The following is a 25,468-nucleotide window of genomic DNA, read 5'->3' as shown; positions in this document are numbered from 1 at the left end:
CGGCCGGAGGGCCAAACATTCACCGTAGTGACGACAGAGCTTCAAGTTTGGATCTTAAGTTCAGTTTATCTAACAGCAAATTGCATACTTGCACGCCCCTGGGCCCATCGAGTTCGTATCGGCTTCAGGGGCTTGCTGAATTCCGGGGGAAGGAGGAGGTGGGGATGATCCGAACGAACAGTATCATTTTCAAATTTTCGTTGCAGATGACCGTGATTCTTGTGATCCTGCTGTCCATCCTTGTGCTGAGCAATATATACTCCCTGGAGGTGGTGCGAAGTAATGCGCTGACCAGCTCGCGGAATACACTTGCCCTCTATCAGGCGAATATTCATAACAACTTCAACAATTTCTCCAAGGATCTGATTGAGGTGTTCGACCATAACATAGATACCGCTGTCAATACAGCGGGTATGGATGAGAGCAGCCGGTATTTCAAGGTCCAGCAGCTCAAAACCAACCTGCAGGCGAAAATGGCGGGCGGCTATTCCAGTGACGGCATGTTCATCAGACTCTCCGGAGAACTGGTGCTGGAGCAGTTCAATAGCCGGATGGAGTCCGGGGATAAGCTGGCTCTGGTTGATTTTCTGAATATGCACAAGTTCGATACGGCTCCGGTAGCGCAAAGCGGGGAATGGAAGGTGTTCCAGATCCGGGACGAATATTATTTGTTCAAATACATTACCTATTCAGACGTCAGCTTCGGAACCCTGGTGAAGGCGGACAACCTGTTGTCTATGGTAGACAGAGGGGCCAATGATCAGAACCGGTATGTACTGAGTGATGCAGGGGGGATAATACTGGCTGCCAATAATATCTCCCTGAATGAGGCGGACACAACCCTGGAGAGCTTAACGGAGCAATATCAGAGCAGCTTCCTGATTGTGTCTGAACCGATCGGCGAGTTTGGCCAGATGACCAATATGGTCCCCAAGGGCGGATTGTTCTCGGGCCTTCAGCTTATTCAGTGGGGGATCGCCTTGCTGGCGGTGCTCTCGGCGATTGTTGTACCGCTAGTGCTGAGATTCTTGACCAGGGATGTGCTGAGGCCGATTCTGGAGCTGGTGAAGGCGGCCAAGGCCGTCGAGCAGGGTCAGCTGGAATACCAGATTCCCCAGAATACACCGTACTCCCTGGAATTCATGAAGCTGTTCCATGCGCTGGAATCCATGGTCAGTGAAATTAAGGATCTGAAGATTCAATCTTATGAAGAACAGATCGAGATCAGCCGCGCAGAGATCAAATATCTGCAGATGCAGATCAGGCCCCATTTCTTCCTGAATGCGATCTCGACGATCACCAGCTTAACCTATCAGAATAAGAATGAAGAAATCCGGCGCCTGATCCACTGCCTGTCGGAACATCTCCGGTATATGTTCAGAGGCGGGCTGATGGAAGTTACGATGGAGGAAGAGATCCGGCACACTGAGAATTACATCCGGATGCAGGAGATCCGTTACCCGGATCAAATTTTCTTCATGATCGAGATCCAGGAGGAAGCCCGGCAGGTACCGATACCGCAATTCATGATTCAGACCTTTGTGGAGAATACCTTCAAGCACGCCATGTTCTATCAGGAGATGCTGTCCATCTTCATCAGGGTGCGGATAGAGACCAGGGACGGGCGTCCGTTTGTCAGTATTGTGATTGAGGATAACGGAGCAGGCTTCACTGCCGAATGGCTGAATTCGCCGGAGTCCGTACAGGTGACGGAGGATGGAGGCCGGGTCGGAATCGCCAATATCCGCAAAACCCTCAAGCTGCTCTACAAACGCGATGATCTGCTGAAGCTGTCCAATGCAGAGTCTACAGGCGCAAGAGTAGAGCTCTGGATACCTGTGAACCGGGTGGACCAGCCCATATCAGAGGGGGGATAAATATGCGTTGTATGTTGATTGATGATGATATTCCAACCGTAGAAGCCCTGCGCAGGATTGTCAATTGGGATGAATTCGGGATTACGGAAGTGCAGGCCGCCCATAATATACAGGATGCGAAGCAGTTATTCGGGCAAGCCGAGCCGGATCTGATCATTTGCGATATCGAAATGCCGCGCGGCTCAGGGATTGATATGATCCAGTGGGCGAGAGACCGCCAATATGAAGGCGGGTTCATCTTCCTGACCTGTCATGAGAGCTTCAGCTTCGCCTCTAAGGCCATCTCGTATGATGCCGACTCTTATCTGGTTAAGCCGCTGGACAAGCAGGAGCTGGAGGCGGCCCTGCGCAAGTCCATGGATACGCTGAAGAACAAAATCATGATGGGTGAATACAGCAAAATGGGTCAGGCATGGCTCAAGAATCAGGATCTGATGGAACGGAGCTTCTGGAGTGAGGTCCTGACAGCGACGATATCTCCCCGAATCCGGCTTATTCAGAGTGAAGTGCAGAAGCGGGAGCTGCCTGTCTCCGTACTGGCGGATTATAGGCTGCTGCTGATTAGTGTTCCCCGCTCCCAGATTGAACGGGAGTGGGACGAAAGTATCTTCCATTACGCGCTCTCGAACCTCGTCTCTGAAATTCTCAGCAGCCAGGTGAGCGGCGGGCGGATCATCGCCTACCAGGTCGATAAGGTGTTCTATAATGCAGTTCTTGCCGAGAGCCAGGTGGATAAGAAGTGGCTGGAGGCGAGTGCCGGAGAGATCATTCGGCTCAGCAGACATTATCTGAAGTGTACCGCCACCTGTTATTTCAGTGAGCCATCGGCCATCTCCGGTCTCTCGCAGCTCAAGGCGGAGCTGGAGCAGGCGGATGAGTCGAATCTTATTTTCAGGGGAAGGGTCCATCTGCCGAACGAACCCTTCTATGTTGATCTAACCGAGCGCTATACCCTGGATACCGAGTTGTTCACCCTGCTGTTCGTCCAGAAGGAGAAGGCGCAGATTGTGAACCGGCTGAAGAAGGAGCTGGAGCTGCTGACCAGCCGGAACAAGCTGGATTCGGCAACCCTCCATGCCATCCGGGAAGATCTGCTTCAGGTGGTCTATTCGCTGCTCTCCCGGCATCATATTCAGGCACACCGGTTGTTTGCCGATGAACTCAGCCAGCAATTGGCCCAGGATGCCGAGAGCAGTGTGTTCGACTTCATGAAGTGGGCGCAGGTGCTTACGGAGAAGACGGTGGATTCCATCAGGGAAGTGCTGCAGTCGGAAGGCGTAGTCGAGCGGGCCAAACGGTTCATCCAGGACCATTATACTCAAGACCTCAGCCGTGAGGATGTTGCCGCAAGCGTCTATCTGACAGCGGACTATTTGGCGAAGGTCTTCAAGAACGGGACCGGGCAGACGGTCAAGGAATATTTGAACGATTGCCGCATCCGGGCGGCGAAGCAGATGCTCCTGGAGAGTGCGGCCAGCATAGGGGAGATCGCCATGGATACCGGGTTTGATACGATTTCCTATTTCTCGACAGTATTCAAAAAATGGACCGGCGAAACACCGGCAGCTTATCGTGCCAAGCACAAGGCTGTTCTATAGCAGGAAGCTCCGTATCTCCCCGTGAGAAGCGGAGCTTCTTGCTATAGAGATTTTAGTTGGATTGTATACAGTTGTTGCTGAATAAACAACACTTAATTCGCGGCATTTCCTGTAAAGTTGAAAAATTTCAAATAATAGATGCTGTTTGTCCACTTGCTTGGGCATCATTCGTAGAAATGGAGAAACGAAGCTGCCTTTTTCCACTTGTTTGCTTGGCCGAAGCAGGGCGGTCACGCCGCCCGCCAGAGAATCACGCTCCAGTACGTTTTTTTATAAAAACAGCCCGTCTTTTTGAAAGCCTGCCCCCCTCCAGGACCAGTACAATGAGAATGTAAATATAGAACAGGAGGCATGATCATGAATAATAAAAAGGGGTTAGGTTCACTGCTGTTGTCTATGGTAATCTGCGGTTCCCTGCTCTCCGCCTGCGGCGGCAATTCCAATACAACGTCCGAGGGTTCCGGGAATACAGAAGCTAAGGCCAAGGCTGCTGAGATTGTGTTTGCCTTGCCGTCCTTCAACCGGATTCCTGATGATCTGAGCAAGGTGACGAATGCGATCAATGCCATTACAACCGAGAAGATCGGTGTCAAAGTAGATTTCCGGCTCTTCGGTCCGGCGGATTATGCCCAGAAGGTCAATCTGGCGCTCCAGAGCGGAGAGAAAATGGATATCTTCACCACGCTAGGACAATTCTCCAACTATGTGTCCAAGAGTCAGGTAGCTCCGCTCGAAGAGCTGCTTCCCGAACATGGTAAGGAGCTATCCGCCATTCTGGACAAGGATTTCGGTCCGGATATCCTAAAGAGCACTACAATGGATGGGCATATCTATGGAATTCCAGTAAATAAAGGGATGGCTTTACCTACGAATATCATCTACAACGCAGATATGCTGAAAGACGCAGGAGTCTCGGCTGACACGATCCAATCGGTGGAGGATCTGCCCGCTGTCTTCGCTGCCGTGAAGAAGAAGCTGCCCGATGTGGTTCCGTTTGGCCCGATTAATGTGAACCCGACAGATACGGGACTTGTGAATTGGATGAAGGGTGCCAGCAAGGTGGATTACCTGACCGATACCACCGGAGTCGGTGTGGTCATCGGCGACAACGGCAAGGTCGTAAACTTCTACGAATCCGATGTATTCAAGAATGGGATACAGATGATGCGGGAGTGGTTCAATGCGGGATACTTGCAGAAGGATACTGCGACTACGACGATTACAGCGATGGAGATGGTCTCCTCCGGGCGCGGATTCTCCTTCCTGGGAGGGTACAGCGGTATGGAGGTTGGCAAGCAGCTGAGTGCGCAAGTCGGGAAAAACATTGAGACCAAGCGGATCGCCCCGTTCTACTTCGATACAAGTGCCGTGAACTCCGTAACCTGGATGGTCTCCAGTACCTCCAAGGAGACGGAAGCTGCCGTCAAGTTCCTGAACCTGCTGTACACCGACAAAGAGCTGATCAACACCATTCTCTTCGGAATCGAAGGGGAGGATTACCTCAAGGTGGATGAGCATCATGTGAAATTCCCTGAGGGCATGGACGCCAATACAGTCCCTTACACAGCTATGCTTAGCTCCGGGATCGTAGGCTCCGAGTCCCTCCAGTATCAGATGGAGGGAATCAACTGGTCGGATGTGGAACTGAAGCTCCAGGAGAACAAGGATACCACCAGATCCCCGTATTTCGGATTTATCTTTGACCAAGGCCAAGTGAAGACGCAGATGAGTGCTGTGAACAACGTAGTGAATCAATTCCTGCCGGCGCTTGTCAGCGGATCGGTAGACCCTGAGAGCATTATTGCGAAATTCAACAGTGCGCTGAAGGATGCGGGTGCACAGGACATTATAGACAGCAAGCAGCAACAACTGGATCAATGGCTTGCCGCGCAAAAACAGTAATTTAATTAAGCCTGCTGAAGGTTGAGCCGCTAACGGAGGCTCAGCCCTCGGCAATGGAGGTGAATCCGGCATGATAGCCAAACCTAAATCCAAACCACTCAAAAAAACACTTCCTTTATTAATTCTGGCGGGCCCGGGCCTGCTGTACTTTCTAATCAACAGCTACTTCCCCATGTTCGGGGTATTCATCGCGTTCAAGGATGTCAACTATGCGAAGGGCATCTTCGGCAGTGACTGGATCGGCTTCAAGAATTTCACCTTTCTGTTCCAGACCAGCGATGCCTGGATTATGACCCGGAATACACTCTTGTATAATCTGGCCTTTATCGCGCTTGGAACCATAGTTTCAATTCTCATCGCCATTCTGATGTCGGAGCTGCTGAACAAGCTCTATTCGAAGCTGTTCATGACCGGACTGATTCTTCCGAATCTGATCTCGATGGTCGTCCTTTCGTTACTCGTCTTCGCCTTTCTGAACGCCGACAGCGGATTCGTGAATCATTCGATTCTCCGGCCGCTGGGGATTCCGGAGATTAACTGGTATTCGGAGGCGAAATATTGGCCTTATCTGCTGGTGCTTATTCAGATCTGGAAGACGGCAGGCTACGGTTCCATTATCTATTTCGCATCTATCGCAGGCATCGACAAGAGCATCTACGAGTCTGCCAAAATTGACGGGGCCGGGAAGCTGAAGCAGATCCGCATGATTACCTTGCCGCTGCTGAAGCCGACCATTATCGTGCTGGTGCTGATGTCTATGGGACGGATTTTCAACTCCGACTTCGGCCTGTTCTATCAGGTGCCTATGAACTCCGGTGCGCTGTACAGCACAACCCAGACGATTGATACGTATGTCTACCGCGCCTTGATGCAGCTGAATGATATTGGAATGTCGGCGGCAGCCGGTCTGTATCAGTCGCTGGTCGGCTTTGCCCTGGTGCTTACGGTCAATGCCATCGTCAAGAAGGTTAATCCAGAAAATGCATTGTTCTAGGAGGAAATACAGATGATCCAAACAAGAGGAGAACGGACGTTTACTGTGTTTTCTGCGGTCGTGATGTTCCTGCTGACGGTTTTTGCTTTTTTACCTTTCCTTCTGATTGTCATTGCCTCGTTCACCGATGAGACGACCCTGATCCGCAACGGGTACAGCTTCTTCCCTGAGCATACCAGTCTTGAAGCGTACCGGTATATTAAGTCCTCGGCGTACATCTTCATCAGAGCCTATGGCGTTTCCTTTCTGGTTACGATCCTGGGAACTGCCATTGGACTGCTTATAACAAGTATGCTTGCTTATCCGATGTCGCGGTCCGATTTCAAATATCATAATGTGCTGGCGTTTGTCGTCTTCTTCACTATGCTGTTCAGCGGGGGAATCGTGCCTTCGTATATCATGTGGACCCAATATTTCCATATCAAAAATACCATGTGGGCGCTGATTCTGCCCAATCTGCTGGCGAACGGTTTCAACGTGCTGTTGGTCCGTAACTATTTCAAGAATAATGTTCCGCTGGAGATTATCGAAGCTGCCCAGATCGACGGGGCTTCAGAACTGCGGACCTTCTTCCGCATTATGCTTCCCCTGTCCATGCCGGTGATGGCTACCGTGGGGATGTTCATGGGCCTGGCCTATTGGAATGACTGGATCAATGCGTTATATTTTGTATCGAAGCCGCAATTATACGGCATTCAGAATCTGCTGATGCAACTCATGAGCAACATTCAATTCCTCAATTCCGGTCAGGCCGGCAACGTGTTGGGTGCGGAGTCCGTATCGCTTCCAAGCACAGCCGTGCGGATGGCAATGGCGGTGCTGGGCATTGTGCCCGTGCTGTTCGTCCTGCCGTTCATGCAGAAATACCTGACCCGCGGCGTGATTATTGGTGCTGTCAAAGGCTGACAACTGAAATGAAAAGGAGAATGAGCGATGAATGTCCAGGAGGTTATTGACCGGATTCTACTCGATTGCTGCGGAGGACGCAAGCTGGAACAGACCTGTGATGTGCTTGCCAGCGGCAAGGAAGACATGGAGGTCACAGGGATTGTCACAACGTTCATGGCGACTGTGGATGTGATCAAGGAAGCCATTGCAATCGGAGCGAACCTGATTATTACCCATGAGCCCACCTATTTTACCGGAATGGATTCGCTGGACTGGCTTCAGCAGGACCCGGTATATCTGGCCAAGAAGAAGCTGATTGATGAACACGGAATGACGATCTGGCGGTTCCATGACCACATGCACCTGGCCGATACGGACCGGATTTATGACGGTCTGCTCAAGGAGCTGGATTGGGAGGACAAGAAGCTGGACGATAAGGATGCCTGGGGGTATCAGATTGAAGGGACCACCGTCGGGGCGCTGGCCGGCTTCCTGAAGCAGCGGCTGGGCATGAAGGTCATTCAGATTGTCGGTAACCCGGAAGCAGCCTGTGCCCGTATCGGCATCCTGGTGGGAGGCGGCAGCCTCGGGCTAGGCAGGGAGCAAATGCCGATGGAGCTGATGCAGGAGAAGAACCTGGATGTGATGATCTGCGGCGATATTACGGAGTGGACCTTATGCGCTTATGTGAATGATGCCGCCATGCTGGGCATGAACAAAGCGATGATCGTAATCGGCCATGAGCGGTCCGAGGAGTGGGGCATGAAGTATATGGCGGAGTGGCTGACGCCGCTGGTAGACGGGCTTCCGGTCACGTTCGTGGATGCGAAGGAGCCGTTTGTGTATTTGTGAGGTAAGGGGAACAGCTTCATATGCCCCAAATAAAAAGCAGCCATTGCCCATTGACGGGAAGATGGCTGCTCTTTTGCATTTTTCACTTCTTCCAATTCTCCACAAAATGATCTACTGCTGCCCGCTCAATGGCCAGTCCTTCCGTGTAACGCTCCATAAACAAGGCGAAGCCATCCACCTCAACGCTGCCCGGAGCTACCACCTGCCCTTCTTCTGCATGGAACACTTTGGTCGACAGGTAATCAGCCAAGCTCTCCTGCGGGTTCTTATGAATCATGTAGGCCTAGGGGCATTCTCAGCGGCCGTTCATTTTTAGGACATGCGCATGGCAATGCCCTTTCTTTGACTAAGGTCTAGTGCACCAGTGAAAAGGAAAGTTACGTCTACAAAATATGGATTTGAATTATTTTTTGAGTACTTCCGCTTCAATCTGCTGTTGCAAAAATGCAATTTACGCAATATCGGAAAAATATTTTATTTTTTTTGGACAGATACGGAATAACTTAATTTCGGTTCTGCATCAATTTGTATTATCCGCCGGATAGGAAAGGCCGCCTCCGCGTTGTTGTCACTAACGGCCAGACTAAGAGGGATGAAATAGTGTGGTTATTTTGCGACTCATACCTCTAGACCGGGTGGGGGAAATTCAACCGTGTATTTCAGCTGTTTAGTCAGGCCTGCATATCAGGCATTGAAGAAAAAACCTGCTTGAAAAGGGTGTGTTCAACAGAGCCAGTCGCAAAAAAACAACAGAAAAAAACCTTTAATTAAAGCCGTTTTGGGACGGTTGACCGGTCCTTTTTTCTGTAATACGATGACATTGCGAAATATTTCACAATACATTCAAGGCGTATGAAGCAACCGTTTTATTTTTTTAATCACCGAAGTGAAATTATTCACATACAAGGGAGCAGATGAAATGACCAAAGTAATTTCAGCCGCCAAAGCAGCGGAACTCATCAAAGACGGAGATACAGTGGCAGCCAGCGGATTTGGATTATCCTGCTGGGCAGAAGAGATGGGGATAGCCATTGAAGACCGCTTCATGCAAACGGGGCTGCCGAGAAATCTGACGGTCATGCACGCCAGTGCAGTCGGCAACCGCCGCGACAAAGGGATGAGCCATTTAGGCCATGAAGGATTGATTAAACGCTGGATTGGCGGAATTGCCATTGCTTCCCCCGGGATGGCGAAGCTGATCGAAGAAGACAAATGTGAAGCGTACAATTTGCCCCAAGGTGTAATTACTCAGCTCTACCGGGAAATTGCAGCCAAGCGTCCGGGTGTGATTACCAAAGTAGGCATGGAGACGTTCGTTGATCCCCGGGTCGAAGGCGGCAAAATGTCCCCGTCCACGAAGGAAGACATTGTAAAGGTTATCGAACTTGATGGCGAAGAGTGGTTATTCTATAAGTGTTTTCCCATTCATGTCGGCTTGATCCGCGGAACCGTGGCTGATGAGAATGGCAATCTGACGCTGGAAAAAGAAGGCCTGCATATGGAGGTCCTGCCCATCGCCCAGGCAGTCCGAAACTCGGGAGGTATCGTGATCGCCCAGGTAGAGACGGTTGCCAAGCGCGGCACCCTTAACCCTAAGGATGTTAAAGTTCCGGGGATTCTAGTAGATTATATTGTCGTGTCCAAGCCGGAGAATCATTACCAGACAGAGAACACCCAATATAATCCGGCATTCTCCGGTCATGTTAAGGTACCTACCGAATCTATTGAATCACTGCCGCTGGATGAACGCAAAATCATCTCCCGCCGCACAGCAATTGAGCTTCAGCCGAATGCGATCCTGAATCTTGGGGTTGGAATTCCGGTAAATGTTGCCAACATAGCAGAAGAGGAGGGAGTAAGTGACCAGCTGATTCTAACCACGGAAGCCGGTTCTATCGGGGGTGTTCCCGCAGGTCTGAAGGACTTCGGTCATGCTTATAACTCTGAGGCCATCGTAGATCATGACGCACAGTTCGACTTCTATGATGGAGGCGGTATCGATTTATCTGTCCTTGGCCTCGCTCAAATGGATGAATCCGGGAACGTAAATGTCAGCAAATTCGGTACCCGGGTAGCCGGATGCGGCGGATTCATTAATATCTCTCAAGCAGCCAAAAAGCTGGTATTCGCAGGTACATTTACCGCCGGCGGTCTCGAGATCAAGGTTGAAGACGGGAAATTGCACATCCTTCAAGAGGGAAAAGTGAAAAAGTTCATTAAGAAGGTGCAGCAGATCACGTTCAGCGGTTCTTATGCGGCCAAAGTAGAGCAACCGGTTGTATATGTTACGGAGCGCGCAGTATTTGAACTGCTGGATGGAAAAGTAACCTTAACTGAAATCGCACCGGGTGTTGACCTGCAGACACATATTCTGGATCAGATGGACTTTGTACCGGTGATCTCACCCGCACTCAAGCAAATGGATCAAGCCATGTTCCACGAACACTGGGGGAAGCTGAAATCTATTATTGCCGAGAAAAACCGGGTCTTATTGGAAGTATATTAATCTATCAATGCTTCAATACACTATGAAAAGGGATGATCTCATGAATATTCAGTTAAACCGCTGGAGGATACTGATCGCATCGGCCATTATTAATATCTGTGTAGGTGCAATATACGCATTCAGTATTTTCGCCCTTCCATTAACCAAAGTGTTTGATGTTTCGATGCCGGATATTATGATGGCTTTTACGATCAATGCAGCAATCTCTCCAATTCCAATGATTCTGGGAGGGAAGCTGGTCGATAAAGGGGGAGCGAGGAAGGCTATCTTTATTGGCGGAGCCATGTTCGGGATCGGCTTCATTCTATCGGGACTCGCAACCGCGCCCTGGATGCTGTATATCACTTACGGTGTTATTACCGGGATCGGCCAGGGGATCGTATATTCCTCGACCATCGGCAACAGTGTGAAGCTCTTTCCGGATAAAAGAGGCCTGGCTGCAGGAATTGTTACAGCGGGCTACGGCGGCGGAACCATTGTTATCGCACCTATAGCCAACGCGTTAATCAGCGGTCAGGGTGTCCAGCCGGCATTGATCATGCTCGGTGCCGTCTTCCTGGTAATTATTCTGAGCCTGGGTCTGCTCGTTAGACCTGCACCGGCCGGTTATGCCCCTGAGGGCTGGACGCCTCCGGCTGCCGGAGCTGCCAAGGGCGGCGTGAATGTACAGTGGCATGAAATGATCAAGAAGCCGCTTTTCTATGTCATCGCCTGCCTGTTCCTAATCGGTGCCCTGTCAGGCATGATGGTAACCGCCAATGCGTCTGTCATCGGACAGAAGATGTTTGGCCTCTCCGCCGCAGCCGCAGCACTATATGTAAGTCTGTACTCACTCAGTAACTGCATCGGCCGTGTATTCTGGGGCGCTGTATCCGACAAAATCGGCCGGGTAAAATGTCTGCTCATGATCTATCTGGTCATTGCGGCCATGATGCTGACAATAGCATTATCGACATCCATCGCCGGATTTGCGGTAGCCATCGCAGGCATTGGCTTGTGCTTCGGCGGAACCATGGGCATCTTCCCTTCGATTGTCGGCGAGAAATTCGGGATGAAATATTACGGTGTCAACTATGGTGTAACCTTTATCGGTTATTCAGGAGCTGCCTTCTTCGGACCGAGAATTGCCGGTAAAGTGGCAGCAGCCAATGACGGAATGTTCACGAATGCTTTTTACATCGCGCTGGTGATCTCTTTGGTGGGCTTTGCCCTAACCTTTGTGTACAAAGCAATGGATAAACAACAGCCGCCGCAGCCTGAAGTTACCCAAGCCGCTTAAGAAACTGAGTTACATTAATGAATAACTAAGTTACATTAACGAACAATATAAATGGAGGTTAACACAATGTCGATTACACAATTATTAGGGATTAAATATCCGATTTTTCAGGGGGGCATGGCTCAAATCGCAGTTTCTCCTCTGGTAGGTGCTGTGTCCAATGCGGGAGGGCTGGGCATTATCGGTTCAGGCGGATTTACCGCGGACCGTCTTCGTGATGAGATCCGTAAGGTGAAAGCAAGCACCGATAAACCCTTCGCTGTAAATTTGATGCTGATGATGAACAATATCCCTGAGCTTATTGAGGTCATTATCGAAGAAGGCGTGAAGATTGTGACCACAGGTGCAGGCACGCCTGCTCCATACATGAAGACGCTCAAAGAGCATGGCATTATCGTTATTCCGGTAGTTCCTTCGGTCAAAATCGCCAAGAAAATGGAAGCCTTAGGTGTGGATGCAATTGTTGCCGAGGGAACCGAAGCAGGCGGACATGTGGGTGAAACCACGACGATGGCTCTTCTGCCTCAAGTCGCCAGTGCAGTGTCGATTCCGGTAATCGGAGCCGGCGGGATTGCGGATGGCCGTGGCATCGCGGCTGCATTTGCACTCGGAGCACAGGGTGTTCAGGTTGGAACCCGGTTCCTGGCTACAGTGGAATGCCCTACTCACGAGAACTTCAAACAAGCCGTCATTGCTGCAGATGACACTAGCACAACGGTGACTGGCCGCAGCCTGGGCGGTCCTGTAAGAAGCATCAAGAATAGTATGATTGCTGAATTCCTGAGACTTGAGAATGAGAAGGCTTCGCGCGAAGAGCTGGAGAAATTAAGCCTCGGATCTTTGCGCCGGGCCGTATTTGAAGGAGATACAGATACGGGCTCCGTAATGGCTGGACAGATTTGCGGGATGGTGAATAAGATTACTACGGTTGAAGAGATGATTACCACTATGTTCGAAGAGGCGCAGGAAACCCTCGGGAAGCTGGGACATTTACAGCTGGGGCCATTATCAGTTGTAGGCGCATAATAAAGTGTCATATCATAAGCCAAGTGGTATCATTTACGTAATGATATCGTTTGGCTTTTTTCTATATAAGGATGTAAGCGTTACTATAATAGTATAGGACTGATAAATTTGACCAAAAGAAATAAAAAATCAGGTAAACGTACGATAGACGAAATTATGGAAGAGCTGCCGTCCACTTTATTTGTTACCGATCCACACGGAAATATATTAATCTCCAATGAATTTACCGCTTTAACCATCGGAGTTCAATTGGAGGAGCTGCTGAAGGCGAATGTCCAGGACTTGGTGAAGGCCGGCTATTATCCTCATTCAATTACGATGGAGGCCATTCAAAGTAAACAAAAGGTTTCGAAGAATGTCATCACCTCAAGAGGATTTCATATCTTCTCAACAGCGATTCCTATTCTGGATAAGGATGGGGAGGTGCAGCTGGTAGTCACCACTTCTAATGAATTCAAGCAGGAGCACGCCTATTATGAAGCAAATGTACCTGTAACCCAGCAGATCAACAAGCAGCTCGGTGAAGCAGCAGCGGGGGAAGGCAAAGGGATTGTAGCTGAAAGCCTGGCCATGAAACAGATCATTAAAGTCTGCAACCAGATCGCGTCCTACGACAGTAAAGTGTTAATCTATGGTGAATCCGGGACCGGTAAAGAGGTAATAGCCAAATATATTCATCTAAGAAGTGAAAAGTGGAAGGGGCCCTTCATTGCGATTAATTGCGCAGCTATTGCTCCGGCTCTATTCGAATATGAATTGTTTGGATACGAAAAAGGAGTCATGGAAGGACAGACGGAAGTGAAGGCGGGCATGATTGAAATTGCGAGTGGCGGGGTTCTTTTTCTGGATGAAATAGCGGATTTGCCGCTTGAGATGCAAGCCAAGCTACTGCGGGTTCTGGAGAATAATGAAGTAAGACGCGTCGGCGGCATCGTGAATATACCGGTCCATTGCCGTGTGATCTCAGCTACGAACCGGGATCTGTGGAGTATGGTGAAGAAAGGGCTATTCCGCGAAGATCTGTATTACAGGATTAATGTGATCCCGATTCATATTCCTCCGCTCCGTAACCGCAAGCTGGACCTTGTAGGACTAATCTCCAGTTATATCGCCAGCTTCAATCAAATGTACGGGAAGAAATATGTCTTAAGTGCGGAAGAGTTTGAGAAGATGCTGAGTCAGCCCTGGCACGGGAATGCGAGAGAGCTGAGGAATTATATCGAACGGCTTGTGGTTACGGAATACATGGGAATTAGCCAGGAGGAAGAGGATCAGGTAGCGGACTGGTTTGCAATCGACCACTTCATAGCCAAGAACAAACATCACCTGTCTGCGCTGAAGGATTTCACTGCAGTAGCAGAGGGACGTTATATTGTAAAAGTGCTGAAGGATTGTTATGGAAACGGTACAGAAGCGGCAAAGAAATTAAATGTGGACCGCTCGGTTATTTACAGAAAACTGAAGAAAATGGAAGAAGTGCTGCGGAATTTTATTTATAATCCCGAATGATCTTGAGCTTGGTGGAAGCATATAAGGCGAACAGGAACAGCAGCAGACCAATGGAACCCATGACAGGACCCGGGCTGAAATAATCCGAGAGGTAGGAGACAAGAGTTAGACCGATCGACGGAGCGACACTCATAATCGACCCAAGTACTCCGAAGACCCGGCCCTGAATCTCTTCCGATATTTCCAGCCTGAGGATGATATTGATCAGCAGCGTGCAGAACGAGAACATGAATCCAATCAGGAGAATGATAGGAATGGCTGTGGCCGCAGAAGGGATGAATGATAACAGGATGTACATCGGGCCCAGACAGAACAGGCCGCTCATAATAAATAATCCTCTCCGTCTGATTCTGGAGCCCAGGATCATAATTATGCCTGAGCCGATCATATAGCCGAGCGGGATACAAGCTTCCATGAGTCCGAACTGGAACGGGCTTGCCTTCCATACGTTGACGGCCATAACCTGGGTCAGCATCAGCGAGGGCATGAAGAATAGAGTGAGCGTCGGAAGCATAATGATGACGGCCTTGGCAAAAGGGAATTTCCAGATATACCGTATGCCCTCCCCAAGGTCCTGAATAAAATTCCTCTTCTGCCCGGGCTCGGAATTCACGCGTGTCGGCACGGGAAGGGAACGGACAGCAAGAACCAGCAGGAAGGAGACCAGAAACGTGACTCCATCGAATAAAATGGCATCCGCCGCACCGAAGCTCGCTACAAAGATTCCGCCCATGGAAAAGCCAACTGTCCGGCAAATATTCTCTGACAGGTTAAGCATGCCTACGGCTTGCTGGACATGCTCTTTGCCAACCACGGTGATAATGGAGGACTGGTAGGCGGGGGACTGGAACAGGGCAGATACAGTAGTCAACGCAGTAAGCAGGGCTACGATAATGAAGGAAGCGGAAGAGAGAGAGAGGACCAGGGCGAGCGTTACTACCAGTATGCAGCTGATCAGATCCGTGACCAGCATGATTGTTCTGCGGTTGATCCGATCTGCAAACGTTCCTCCAATGGATCCGAGCAGCGAGCTGAGCAACAGATTAATGACCGTCAGTACAGCCACCAGCTTGGCACTGCCGGTGGTCTGAAGCACCCAGAGACTGAGAGCGATACTGTGAAAGGTATTGCCGAACAGGGAAATGGAAAAGGAGCAGAGCAGCAGCATGAATTTTTTGTTGGCCCACAGTTTTGGATAGGAGTGTACCGCAGGGGCCGCCTGGCTGGCTATAACGGGTTCTGGCATAGTTACTCTCCTTTCAACTTAAACGCTTAAGTTAACCCTCAAAAAAATTAGTCGACATAATAACAGTTATTCACTTGCTCGGAGTAGTCCGGATGGTGCAATAGCTCTTGCATGAGTTCATAGGCAACCTCCGCTTTATCTCCTTGAAAAACAATCTTCTTCACATCTTCACCCAGCATTTCCGGGGAATTACTTGTGCAGATGACCGTAAGATGCTCGAACTTTCCAGACTTCTCCACGTAGCTGCCAATGAATTCATTGATCACAATTGCCTGCTTGAAGCGGTGGTGCTCCATGGCCGGAAGCAAATCCTGAAGTTCATGGATCTCAAATACGGCATCCTCAGCCAGAGGAACACTGCTGCGGATATAGCGGGTGAGGAGCGAATTATTAAAGCCCTCCAAAATCAAGCAGACCTGCGACAGATCTTCGGGAAGAGCTTTTTCAAGCGCTGATCGGAAATTAAACACCACCTGCTTGAAAAGCTTATCCTCTATCATGCTGTCGATCAGAATCAGGGGGATGCCTTCCACAAAGTGTCTGGAGATCGAGTAGAAGGAATTATCTTGTGCATCAATGAGGAACACGGCTTCCAGCTTGCGTTCAACGATAATATCCAGCGAAGGGGTGTCGGTATCCAGAGAATAGAGGAGCGTATGATAACCGGCCGCTGTAAGCCGCTGCTCCAAAGCATGAATGAAGGCGAGCTGGGCATGCAGCTTCCAGTAGGGCAATGACTTGGATTTGTGGACCAATACACCTATCAGACCGGTTTTTTGATTTGCCAGTGAGCGGGCTGCTAAGTTTGGAATATAGCGGAGCTCTTTAGCCAGTTCCATAATCTGGCGGCGCGTCTTCTCAGGAATGGTCTGATTATCCACACGATTCAGCACATAGCTTACGGTGGCAACGGATACGTTAGCACGGATGGCGATGTCCTTCATAGTCGTTTTTTTCAACGCACCAATCTCCTGTCTGTTGATTTCCTAAAGATTAACATTAGCTGGATCAGTCGTCAATCCTGGATGTGATGTGTCATAATAAACCTTTTATTTCTTGTTGTTGATATAATATGTAAAATATTGTAGTATCAGCTTAATCGGTTAAGTCTACCGATTGTTGTCTATTCTTTACTCTATTATTGGGAGGCGGTTATGTATGGACAATGTAGTGTTGTATCCCTTCAATAAGATTACGCAAGGGATCATCAGGTTCAGGGATCTAACGGATTTTACAGTAAGAGCGGTTGTTGATTTTGTCCTGCATAAGGGCAAAGATGCAGCAGAGCTGGTGGAAGGGCGTGCGGCGGGCATTCCGGTCACGGACAATTTTGAAGAGGTATTTGGCTTAGCGGATACTCTTATTCTGAATGATCCAGGAACTTCCTTCGGAAATAACGAGGGTGTGTACGGTGAGCATAAGCTCAGCCAGCTGTGGAGAATGCTCGTTGTCTCTGCCCATGAGCACAAGCTGCGGATCATCAGTGTGCACGAAATCATTGACCGTCCGACCCTGGAATGGCTGCTCGAGAATGGAATCATGATTGAAATTCTGCCTCAAATCCCCGCAAGTCTGCAGCGCCGGCTTCATACAGAATATGTTTTTCCTTCCCCTGGAGATGAAATAGCCACTTACTTATCTTATTTTGAAATGGACGTACAAATAACCGCTTATAACCGCAATATATGCAAGGTAGGTATATTCGCAACAAGAGGATGCCTCGGGAAATTCACTGCCCAAATGTCATTATTCCGGGCGCTTAAGCAGGCAGGAGAGAAGGTCCAGGCGATTATAACCGAGCCCACAGCCGCACTCTTCAATCAACCGGGCGGCGATATAATGAAATTTATTGCCAATAAGCCGCTGAGCCAATATCCGTATTACATTCACGCGGCAGTCCGGGAAGCAGAGAGGGAAGGCTGTGATTACGTCCTGCTGTCAGGTCAAGGCTCCTTGCTTCCGAATGAGAATTTCGTGATTGCAGCGACCAAGGTCTCCTATTTGCGCGCTTTACAGCCCGATTTGACGATCCTGATCGCAGGCTACGATGATGATGAGCAGATTAGAGACAGCCTCGATATTCTTCGCGTTTACGGCAATAGCAGCCGGCCGTTTGCCATTCTGATTCCGGATAAATACGAAGTTGATTTCGGAGAATACATCTCGAAGACCCCGGAAGAAATAGAACAGCGCAAGGAAGAGATCCGCAGCCGGTTTGCAGCCGAGAATGTTGAATCGGTGCTGGACATTGGCAGATTGGCTGCCAAGCTGGCTGGCTATAAGAAGACTGTCAAATTATGATCCGGGCGGAGGCGGTGAACATGGAAAGGGTTGTCCTGTATCCCTTCAATAAAATCACGCAGGGTCTGCTTCGCTTTCGTGACCTGTTGAGCGTGGACATTGTGTCGGTGATCGACTTCGTGCAGGAAGACGGACAAGATGCCGGAGAGCAGGTGGACGGGAAGCATTCGGGAATTCTTATTCATTCGTCTATGGAAGCTGGTCTGAAGGATGCGGACACTCTGATTCTCAATGATCCCGGCACTACTTTTGGGGGGAACAAAGGTGTATTCGCTGAGCATGATCTGGCGGAATTATGGCGGAAATTGGTCTTGTATGCTTCTGGCCGGGGCTTAAGGGTAGTCAGTGTTCATGAAATTTATGACAGGGATACCCTGAACTGGATGGCAGAGCAGCAATTAAAAATCGATGTGGTTCACAGTCCTCAGGAGCAGCTCTTTCAGGAGATGGATGAGCGTTACAGCACGGGCGGAACAGATATTGAGTGCTATCTGGGACAGTTTGAGAAGGAAGCCTTGATGTTCGCCCGCCCCAGAACGATTAAGAGAGTGGGTATTTTTGCTACACGGGGGTGCATTGGCAAGTTTACCGTGCAGATGAATCTCTATCGGCAGTTCGGAGCGCTGGGCATTCCGGCTACAGCCTTTATCACAGAGCCAACCGGATTCCTGTTCGGGCAGCCTGAAGGGGATATCTTCAAATTCCTGGCGCACCGTCCGTTGGAGCAGTACCCGTATTATATCGATACTGTTATTCATCAAGCCCAGCAGAGTGGCAGCGATTGGATCGTTATGGCGGGGCAAAGCTCCATTCTCCCCACAATGAATATTGCTTTCAATTCTCTGCGATACGCGATGCTGCGGACATTTGATCCGGAGTATGTTCTGCTGATTGCCGGTTATGATGATGACAGCGCTATACTTGATGCGATTGAAATCTTAAGAATCTACTCCAGGCGGCCGATTGCCCTGCTGCTGCCGGATAAGCTTGAAACCTCTTATGGGCATTATGAGATCTATCCCCTTGAACAACGATTGGCCCGCAAGCTTGAACTGGAACAGAAATTTCATATTCATGTCCTCTTTACCGAACAAGCAGAAGCAGCGGTGAATCTTATCTTGGAGGAAGCGAATGCTATTCTGGCCGCTTCTGGTAAGTAACCATGCTGAATCCGGGCGAATGCATCTATCAGATTGTCACCGACCGGTTCTGCGAAGGCAACCCTGCCAGCCGGCCGCGAGCGGAGCTCTTCAGCTCTGGAGCAGGCAATCTGCGAAAATATCTCGGCGGCGACTGGGCAGGAATTATTGCCAGGATTCAGGACGGATATCTTACCGGTATGGGGGTCAGCGCGATCCTGATTTCCCAGCCGGCAGAGAACATTCATGTGTGCACGGACGATGAAGAAGGCACGGCTTCCTATCATGGATATTGGCCCAGAGACTTCCTGAAGCCCAATCCTTATTTTGGTTCTATGGATACATTCAGCGCCCTGCTGAGCACAGCGCATGAGCACGGACTTAAGGTAATTATTGATTTTACACCGAATCATACGTCCCCTGCACTGGAACTGCGGCCGGATTATATGGAGAATGGCGCAATATACCGCGCGGGCCAGCTGGTAGCTACTTATTCGGGAGACCTGGAGCGTGTATTTCTGCATAATGGCGGCACTGCTTTTCGGGATGCCGAAGATTCGCAGTACCGGAATTTGTATGACCTTGCCGGATTGGATCAGATGAACCCGCAAGTGGATGAGCTTTTGCGGGAAGGGATTGCCTTCTGGCTGGATCTGGGGGTGGACGGTGTGAGGATCGATGCGGCCAAACATATTCCCCCAGGCTGGCTAACCTCCTTGAGCGGCTTCATCCATGCCAGGAAACCGGCCTATCTGTTCGGGGAGTGGTTTCTTGAAGCACATGGCCACACACAGGACAATGCAGCTTTTGCCAATGGGAGCGGGATGAGTCTGCTGCATTTTATGTTCACCCATGCGATCCGCGAGGCCTTTCATGGGCGGCAGGGCTTCGGTGCTTTCGCTGAAATGCTATGCGAATCCTCCGGCAGCTATAAGCATTTGAATGACCAGCTTATTTTTCTGGATAATCATGATATGAGCCGGTTTACCCGGGATTCTGATCCTTGGCTTACGGATTTGGCGCTTGTGCTGCTGTTGACTTCCGCAGGCCTGCCTGTGGTGTACTATGGAACCGAGCAGTACATGAGCGGCGGGGATGATCCCGGCAATCGTGCTATGATGAGCTCCTTCAGCAGGGAGACTACGGCCTACCGGTTAGTGGCTCAGCTTAATCGTTTAAGAGCATGTAATCTTGCGATTGGTTACGGTAATACGAAGCTGCTGTATTTGAATTCGGGAGTGCTCGTATTCGAGCGCAGCTACAAGAAGGATGTTGCACTTATTCTAATTAATCAGGGTGAAAGCGGACATACACTGCCTCCGCTGGTTACTTCCCTGCCGCAAGGCGCTTACTCCAGCCTGCTTAAGGACATTTATCCAGACCGTCAGGCAGTTGCCGGAGCCGAAGGGGACATACAAAATGTGATACTGGAACCTCAGTCTGCTTATATCTATGTTCATGAGTCAGATCTGGAGGAGCTGGATGCGTTGCACTTCTATCCCAAAGCAGCGGCGCCGGGAAGCGAGCTTATTATCCGGGGCAGACATTTAGGGGACAACGGCCGTCTGAGGGTTGGCGGTTATGAGGCTGATGTAATCTCATGGCAACCGGAGAAGATCGTAGCCAAGATTCCGGCGGTCCCGGCGGGAACACATTATGTACAAGGTCTGACAGGCGGGGAGAGCGAGTTCCAGCTGGCGGAAGAACTGACGGTGTGGACAGGAACGCTGGTCACGGTAAGGCTGGTAGTCAAGAATCTGCATACCGAATATGATACTCGGGTCTATGTGACGGGAAACGTGTATGAGCTTGGAGAATGGCAAGCAGAGAGGGCCGCAGGGCCGTTTTACAATTATATTGTCTACCGGTATCCAAGCTGGTATTGCGATATCAGTCTGCCCGCAGACTGCCGGATCGAGTTCAACTTTCTGCTAAGGGGTGACTCTGGTATTGTGCGCATGGAGCAAGGGGAGGCTCATTACATTCATACGCCTGCGGAGGGTGTATCGGAAATGATAGTGGAGTGGCAGGGATGTCACCAGGAAGCTAATCTGTTATCCGAAGGAGATGCTGCGTATGGATGAGAGATTGCAGTTTGACGGGACGCGTCTGATCTTCCGAACGGTACTGGACGAAGAGACAAGGCGGCTGATTGCCTGGCATTTTAAAAGCGGCTGGCTTGAGCTGCAGCAGGCTGTCCGGCTAACCACCCTCTCATCCGATAACAAATTTGCCCAGTTCCTGTTCCCAGTGTACAGGCCGCTCGGGCAAACGCTGGAGATGCGGATTCCCAGGCCGCTAGACCGTTACTATTATGCTGATTTAGGGATTATTAAAAAAGTGCAAACGTTTGTACCAATTTTAAGATCTAATGTGTTATTTGTTTGTGATGACGGCAGCCTTGAGTATTCCGACTGGCTTTCCTTCCAGAGAGACCATTCTTCACCTCCGCTGCTGGAGCAAAATACATGGTGGGAATTCTTCACAGGATATTCACTATCTACACATTGAGAGATTAGGAGGGGACAACCTATGAAGTCCAGCGCATCTGTCTTAATCCTGTCCTGGGAGTATCCGCCTATGGTGATCGGAGGGATGGCCCCGCATGTCTATGAATTGTCCAGGCATTTGGCAAGCGGGCAGACCGAGGTTCATGTAATCACCAACAGCGCTCCCGGGCGGCCCGTTCTGGAAGTGGAGAACGGCGTATACGTGCACCGTGTGAATTCTTATGAGAACTTGACCGATTTCGAGGATTGGGTGCTTGAGTTCAATCTGGCGATTGTAGATTACGTTGTATCCCGGCTAATCGGGAACGTAAGCCTCGATCTTATTCACGCGCATGATTGGCTGGTCGGCTACGCAGCCCTTATACTCCGTCAACGTCTGTCGTTACCGCTTGTTACAACAATCCATGCTACGGAGTTTGGACGGAACCAGGGAGTATTCACGCCTCAGCAGCACACGATTCATGCCCTTGAGAATGAACTGGTCTCAACATCGGACAAGGTTATTGTATGCAGCCTGCATATGCAGCGGGAGGTCTGCACTGTGCATGGTCTTGAGGAGTCAAGGACGGTGATTATTCCGAACGGCATTGATCTCCGTTCACTGGAGCTGATTACCGCACATTCCTTCAGACGAGAGCAGTATGCGCAGAACGGCGGAAAGATTATTTTGTTCATTGGAAGACTAGTGAAGGAAAAAGGAGTACAGGTGCTGCTGCAAAGCATGCATGAGGTAGTGCGGGAATTCCCGCACTGCACCTGTATTATCGCAGGCCGGGGACCGATGTTCGCCGAGCTTGAGGCCAGTGCGGCTGAGCTGGGTACAAGCATTCACTTCACCGGCTTCGTGGACAGCCTGGAGAAAAGCTATCTGTTCCAAATTGCCGATGTCTGTGTCTTTCCCAGCTTATATGAGCCCTTCGGCATTGTGGCACTGGAAGCGATGGGCAGCGGTACACCGGTAATTGTGTCTGAAGAAGGGGGACTGGCCGAGATTGTCGAGCATGGGCGGACCGGACTCACCAGCATATCCGGGGATTCTGGCATGCTTGCAGGCCGGATTCTACAGTTGCTCCGTGAGCCTGATGAGGGGAGCCTGCTTGCAGAAGCAGCCCGGCGGGAGGTGCTGCTCCGGTATGACTGGACCCCCATTGCTGACAGAACCAGAGAAGTCTATTCCGCGCTGAGCGGCGTGAGATTATAAGGAAGGGAAGATGCCGGTATGACATCTTTTATAACGCTCAAGGAAGAGATTCTAGATCTATCGCTATGCGCCTCTTGCGGATTGTGCGCTGCAGTGTGTCCCCAAGGTCTGCTTGCGATGAACGGAGATTCCATCTCGCTCCCGGTCTTTCAGGGTCTGGAGAGCCAGGCGGCCGACACCTGCGGAAGCTGTAATCTCTGCTCGGAGGTGTGCCCGGGCTATGATACAGGCGTTATGGAATCCGAGCGGCGCATCTTCGGCCGCAACCGTTCAGAGCTTGAACGCTGGACCGGCATCTACTTGTCTACCTGTCAATTGTCGGCGGCAGACCCGGAGATTCTCGGGCGGGCGGCAGCCGGCGGGGCAGGGACAATCCTGGCGGTTACCGCGCTGGAGGAGAAGCTTGCTGACGCGGTGATTGTTGTGGGAAGAGATAAGGAGCGTCCCTGGGTGCCGAAGGCCTACCTTGCCGATTCAGTGGACCGGATTATCGAATGTGCCCAGACCAGCTACTGTATCACCCCCAATCTGGATCTGCTGCAGGATCGCAGATATGACAAGATCGGCATTATAGGCGTACCTTGCCAGATTCAAGGCATCCATAAGCTGCTAAATCTGCCGGAACACTCGCCGTCCACTGTATTGGCAGACAAAGTGGCGTTCACGATTGAGCTTGGATGCGCCTCCAACACTTCACTGGGGGGGACCGAGCATCTGATTACGGAGATCTTGGGGATCGAATTGGCTGACGTAGTTTTGATGCGATACCGGGAAGGAGAATATCCGGGACAGTTCATGGTCAGGACCCGTCAGGGGCAGGAGCATTATCTGCCCTTTTACCGGCTGGTGGAGGAATTCAAAAAGTTTAAAACCTTTCGCTGTCTTGCTTGTCCGGACTGGTGGTCAGGCATTGCTGATATTTCGATTTCGGATGGAGATCCTAATATTTTTGATTCCAGCAGGGAAGGGATATCTGCCAAAGCCTCTTCCACGGTAATGGTGCGAACGAAGACAGGAGCTGACCTGCTTGAGCTTGCGGTGCGCCGGAACGCGGTCAAGCTGTACGATTACACCTTTGAGAATAACCTTGGACTGGAGCGGAAACGGCAGCGGTACCGCAGCTATGCAGCAATGGGCGACCGGAGGATTCCGCTGGCTCCCGGAAGAGATATGGATTACTCGCAAATACTCTCGGATGACGAGGTGATCAGAATTGGAATTGGGACGAAGCAGGGTCGGGCTACCGGCCAAATGTGATTTGCGGATTAAGGCGAAGCAGGAGTTGGGTTCCTTCCAATTCGATTCGGTTCCCGGAGACAAATCAATTTCCCAGCGGGCGATCGTCCTGAATGCTATCGCTGAAGGCCAAGCCACGGTGTATAATGTGCTGCGTTCCCGAGACACTCAGAGCTGTATCGCGATTCTCCGCCAATTAGGTGTAACGTTTGCATGGAATGGGGATGATCTGTCTGTGAATGGAAGAGGGCTGCGGGGCTTGCAGGCACCGGCGGGCAGACTTGAGGTCGGGAATACGGCCACATCGGCCCGGTTGATGTTGTCCGTCCTGGCAGGACAGTCCTTTGCAGCGGAACTCGGGGGAAACTCACTGCTCTCGGCAAGACCGATGGACTGGGTTGTTCAGCCGCTTACAGACATGGGGGCTGTGATTGAATATCTTGGGGTGAAGGGCTGTCTGCCTCTGCGGATTCAGGGGGCATCACCCTTGTCCCCCATAGAAATGGAAGCCACCGTATTCAGTGCACAGGAAAAGTCCGCCCTGCTGTTCGCGGGATTATACGCGGACGGAATCACATGTTACCGGCAAAACTGTCAAAGCCGGGATCACACCGAACGCCTGATGCAGTATTTCGGCATAGATATTCATTCTGATAATGATGTTACCTTCCTGAAGGGAGGAAGTGCCTTTTCCGCCAAAGATGTAAGGGTTCCGGGGGATCTGTCCTCAGCGGCTTTTCTGCTGGCTGCCTATGCTATCCGGGGAATGGAGCGCAAGGGCAGCCTGTTGATTAAGGGGGTGGGTGTTAATCCAACCCGGAGCGGATTCATCCGTCTGCTCACAGAGATGGGGCTTCCTTTGACGCTGCAAGCGGAACAGGAGCTGATATCCGGGGAGCCCATCGCAGATATCTGTTGCACGCCGGGAACCCGTTTGTCCCCTGTCTGTGCTGAAGGCAACGGGCAAATACAGAGCTTGATAGACGAGGTTCCTCTGCTCGCTGCGGTATCGGTATTCGCTGAAGGGGATTCTGTGATCAGGAACTGCCGGGAATTGAGAGACAAGGATACGAACCGGATTCAGACCACTGCAGGGGTGCTAAGAGCATTCGGCGTGGAAACTACCTGCAGTGAGGACGAAATGGTCATTCATGGCGGACAGCGTCTATCGCCTGCCATTGTAGACAGCTGCGGCGATCACCGGATCGCCATGACCGCCGCTGTATTGGCCAGCAGCCTGGAGGAGCCTTCGATCATCCGTAACTGCGGCTGTATCAATATTTCTTATCCAGGCTTCGTAGAGGATCTCTCACAGTTTGCGCATATTGATATTTTGCATCCATTGTAGGGAAATAATTGAACCCATTTCCATGAAATGGCGTAGAAACAACTATGCCTGTTAAT

Annotated in this window: 20 protein-coding genes; 17 read left to right on the top strand and 3 right to left on the bottom strand. The window is 50.6% G+C overall.

Annotated features, from left to right (window positions below):
- The first annotated feature begins 164 nt into the window (after positions 1-164).
- The 6 genes from R50912_RS23830 to R50912_RS23805 all read left to right on the top strand — a co-directional run bounded on the left by R50912_RS23830 (position 165) and on the right by R50912_RS23805 (position 8,111).
- Entirely contained in the window at positions 165-1,877 is a 1,713-nt protein-coding gene (locus tag R50912_RS23830; RefSeq protein WP_042238408.1) for a sensor histidine kinase, read from the top strand.
- A 2-nt stretch (positions 1,878-1,879) separates the two neighbouring features.
- The gene (locus R50912_RS23825) at positions 1,880-3,475 is read left to right on the top strand and encodes a helix-turn-helix domain-containing protein (RefSeq protein WP_042238405.1); all 1,596 of its coding nucleotides are present in this window, start codon (positions 1,880-1,882) and stop codon (positions 3,473-3,475) included.
- Positions 3,476-3,832: 357 nt separating this feature from the next.
- A complete protein-coding gene (locus tag R50912_RS23820) occupies positions 3,833-5,377 on the top strand; it encodes an ABC transporter substrate-binding protein (protein WP_042238403.1) in 1,545 nt (514 codons plus the stop codon).
- A gap of 70 nt (positions 5,378-5,447) precedes the next feature.
- Positions 5,448-6,371 carry an ABC transporter permease gene (locus tag R50912_RS23815; RefSeq protein WP_042238401.1) on the top strand — a complete coding sequence of 308 codons (924 nt, stop codon included), beginning with the start codon at positions 5,448-5,450 and terminating at the stop codon, positions 6,369-6,371.
- A gap of 12 nt (positions 6,372-6,383) precedes the next feature.
- Positions 6,384-7,277 (top strand): carbohydrate ABC transporter permease, encoded by an 894-nt coding sequence (locus R50912_RS23810; RefSeq protein WP_042238399.1) that lies wholly within the window; start codon positions 6,384-6,386, stop codon positions 7,275-7,277.
- Between the two features lie 27 nt (positions 7,278-7,304).
- Positions 7,305-8,111, top strand: a complete 807-nt coding sequence (locus R50912_RS23805; RefSeq protein ID WP_042238397.1) for a Nif3-like dinuclear metal center hexameric protein — start codon at positions 7,305-7,307, stop codon at positions 8,109-8,111.
- Positions 8,112-8,193: 82 nt separating this feature from the next.
- Here the strand turns inward: R50912_RS23805 and R50912_RS23800 are convergent, their stop codons facing one another.
- On the bottom strand, positions 8,194-8,388 hold the full coding sequence (locus R50912_RS23800; RefSeq protein ID WP_042238395.1) for a hypothetical protein: 195 nt from the start codon (positions 8,386-8,388) through the stop codon (positions 8,194-8,196).
- A 642-nt stretch (positions 8,389-9,030) separates the two neighbouring features.
- Between R50912_RS23800 and R50912_RS23795 the strand changes: the two genes are divergently transcribed.
- From R50912_RS23795 to R50912_RS23780, 4 genes are all read left to right on the top strand, one after another.
- On the top strand, positions 9,031-10,617 hold the full coding sequence (locus tag R50912_RS23795; protein ID WP_042238393.1) for an acyl CoA:acetate/3-ketoacid CoA transferase: 1,587 nt from the start codon (positions 9,031-9,033) through the stop codon (positions 10,615-10,617).
- 40 nt (positions 10,618-10,657) lie between these two features.
- Positions 10,658-11,896, top strand: coding sequence for an L-lactate MFS transporter (locus R50912_RS23790; protein ID WP_042238392.1), 1,239 nt, complete (start codon positions 10,658-10,660; stop codon positions 11,894-11,896).
- Between the two features lie 66 nt (positions 11,897-11,962).
- Positions 11,963-12,922: a DUF561 domain-containing protein gene (locus tag R50912_RS23785; RefSeq protein WP_042139058.1), complete on the top strand. Its 960-nt coding sequence runs from the start codon at positions 11,963-11,965 to the stop codon at positions 12,920-12,922.
- Between the two features lie 156 nt (positions 12,923-13,078).
- Entirely contained in the window at positions 13,079-14,431 is a 1,353-nt protein-coding gene (locus R50912_RS23780) for a sigma-54 interaction domain-containing protein (protein ID WP_042243123.1), read from the top strand.
- Here the strand turns inward: R50912_RS23780 and R50912_RS23775 are convergent.
- Both R50912_RS23775 and R50912_RS23770 read right to left on the bottom strand, forming a co-directional pair.
- Positions 14,412-15,677, bottom strand: a complete 1,266-nt coding sequence (locus tag R50912_RS23775; RefSeq protein ID WP_042238391.1) for an MFS transporter — start codon at positions 15,675-15,677, stop codon at positions 14,412-14,414. The two genes, R50912_RS23780 and R50912_RS23775, sit on opposite strands and share 20 nt — an antisense overlap.
- Before the next feature lie 47 nt (positions 15,678-15,724).
- Entirely contained in the window at positions 15,725-16,636 is a 912-nt protein-coding gene (locus tag R50912_RS23770; protein WP_042238388.1) for a LacI family DNA-binding transcriptional regulator, read from the bottom strand.
- 199 nt (positions 16,637-16,835) lie between these two features.
- Here R50912_RS23770 and R50912_RS23765 point away from each other — a divergent pair, with 199 nt between their 5' ends.
- The 7 genes from R50912_RS23765 to aroA are packed head-to-tail and all read left to right on the top strand — an operon-like array spanning position 16,836 to position 25,412.
- Positions 16,836-17,978 (top strand): DUF1611 domain-containing protein, encoded by a 1,143-nt coding sequence (locus tag R50912_RS23765; protein ID WP_042238384.1) that lies wholly within the window; start codon positions 16,836-16,838, stop codon positions 17,976-17,978.
- 20 nt (positions 17,979-17,998) lie between these two features.
- Positions 17,999-19,138 (top strand): DUF1611 domain-containing protein, encoded by a 1,140-nt coding sequence (locus tag R50912_RS23760; protein ID WP_042243121.1) that lies wholly within the window; start codon positions 17,999-18,001, stop codon positions 19,136-19,138.
- 2 nt (positions 19,139-19,140) lie between these two features.
- A complete protein-coding gene (locus R50912_RS23755; protein ID WP_052416652.1) occupies positions 19,141-21,201 on the top strand; it encodes an alpha-amylase family glycosyl hydrolase in 2,061 nt (686 codons plus the stop codon).
- Entirely contained in the window at positions 21,194-21,628 is a 435-nt protein-coding gene (locus tag R50912_RS23750) for a hypothetical protein (protein WP_042238382.1), read from the top strand. The genes R50912_RS23755 and R50912_RS23750 overlap by 8 nt, the downstream gene beginning before the upstream one ends.
- 21 nt (positions 21,629-21,649) lie before the next feature.
- The gene (locus R50912_RS23745) at positions 21,650-22,828 is read left to right on the top strand and encodes a glycosyltransferase family 4 protein (RefSeq protein WP_042238381.1); all 1,179 of its coding nucleotides are present in this window, start codon (positions 21,650-21,652) and stop codon (positions 22,826-22,828) included.
- 18 nt (positions 22,829-22,846) lie between these two features.
- Positions 22,847-24,085 carry a Coenzyme F420 hydrogenase/dehydrogenase, beta subunit C-terminal domain gene (locus tag R50912_RS23740; RefSeq protein ID WP_042238379.1) on the top strand — a complete coding sequence of 413 codons (1,239 nt, stop codon included), beginning with the start codon at positions 22,847-22,849 and terminating at the stop codon, positions 24,083-24,085.
- Entirely contained in the window at positions 24,042-25,412 is a 1,371-nt protein-coding gene (gene aroA, locus R50912_RS23735) for a 3-phosphoshikimate 1-carboxyvinyltransferase (RefSeq protein ID WP_081956625.1), read from the top strand. The genes R50912_RS23740 and aroA overlap by 44 nt, the downstream gene beginning before the upstream one ends.
- The last annotated feature ends 56 nt before the right edge of the window (positions 25,413-25,468 follow it).

It is taken from the genome of Paenibacillus sp. FSL R5-0912, assembly GCF_000758605.1.
GTDB lineage: Bacteria > Bacillota > Bacilli > Paenibacillales > Paenibacillaceae > Paenibacillus_AQ.
The sequence above is the reverse complement of the archived record's forward strand: the minus strand, read 5'-3'. Positions and strand labels throughout refer to the sequence as shown.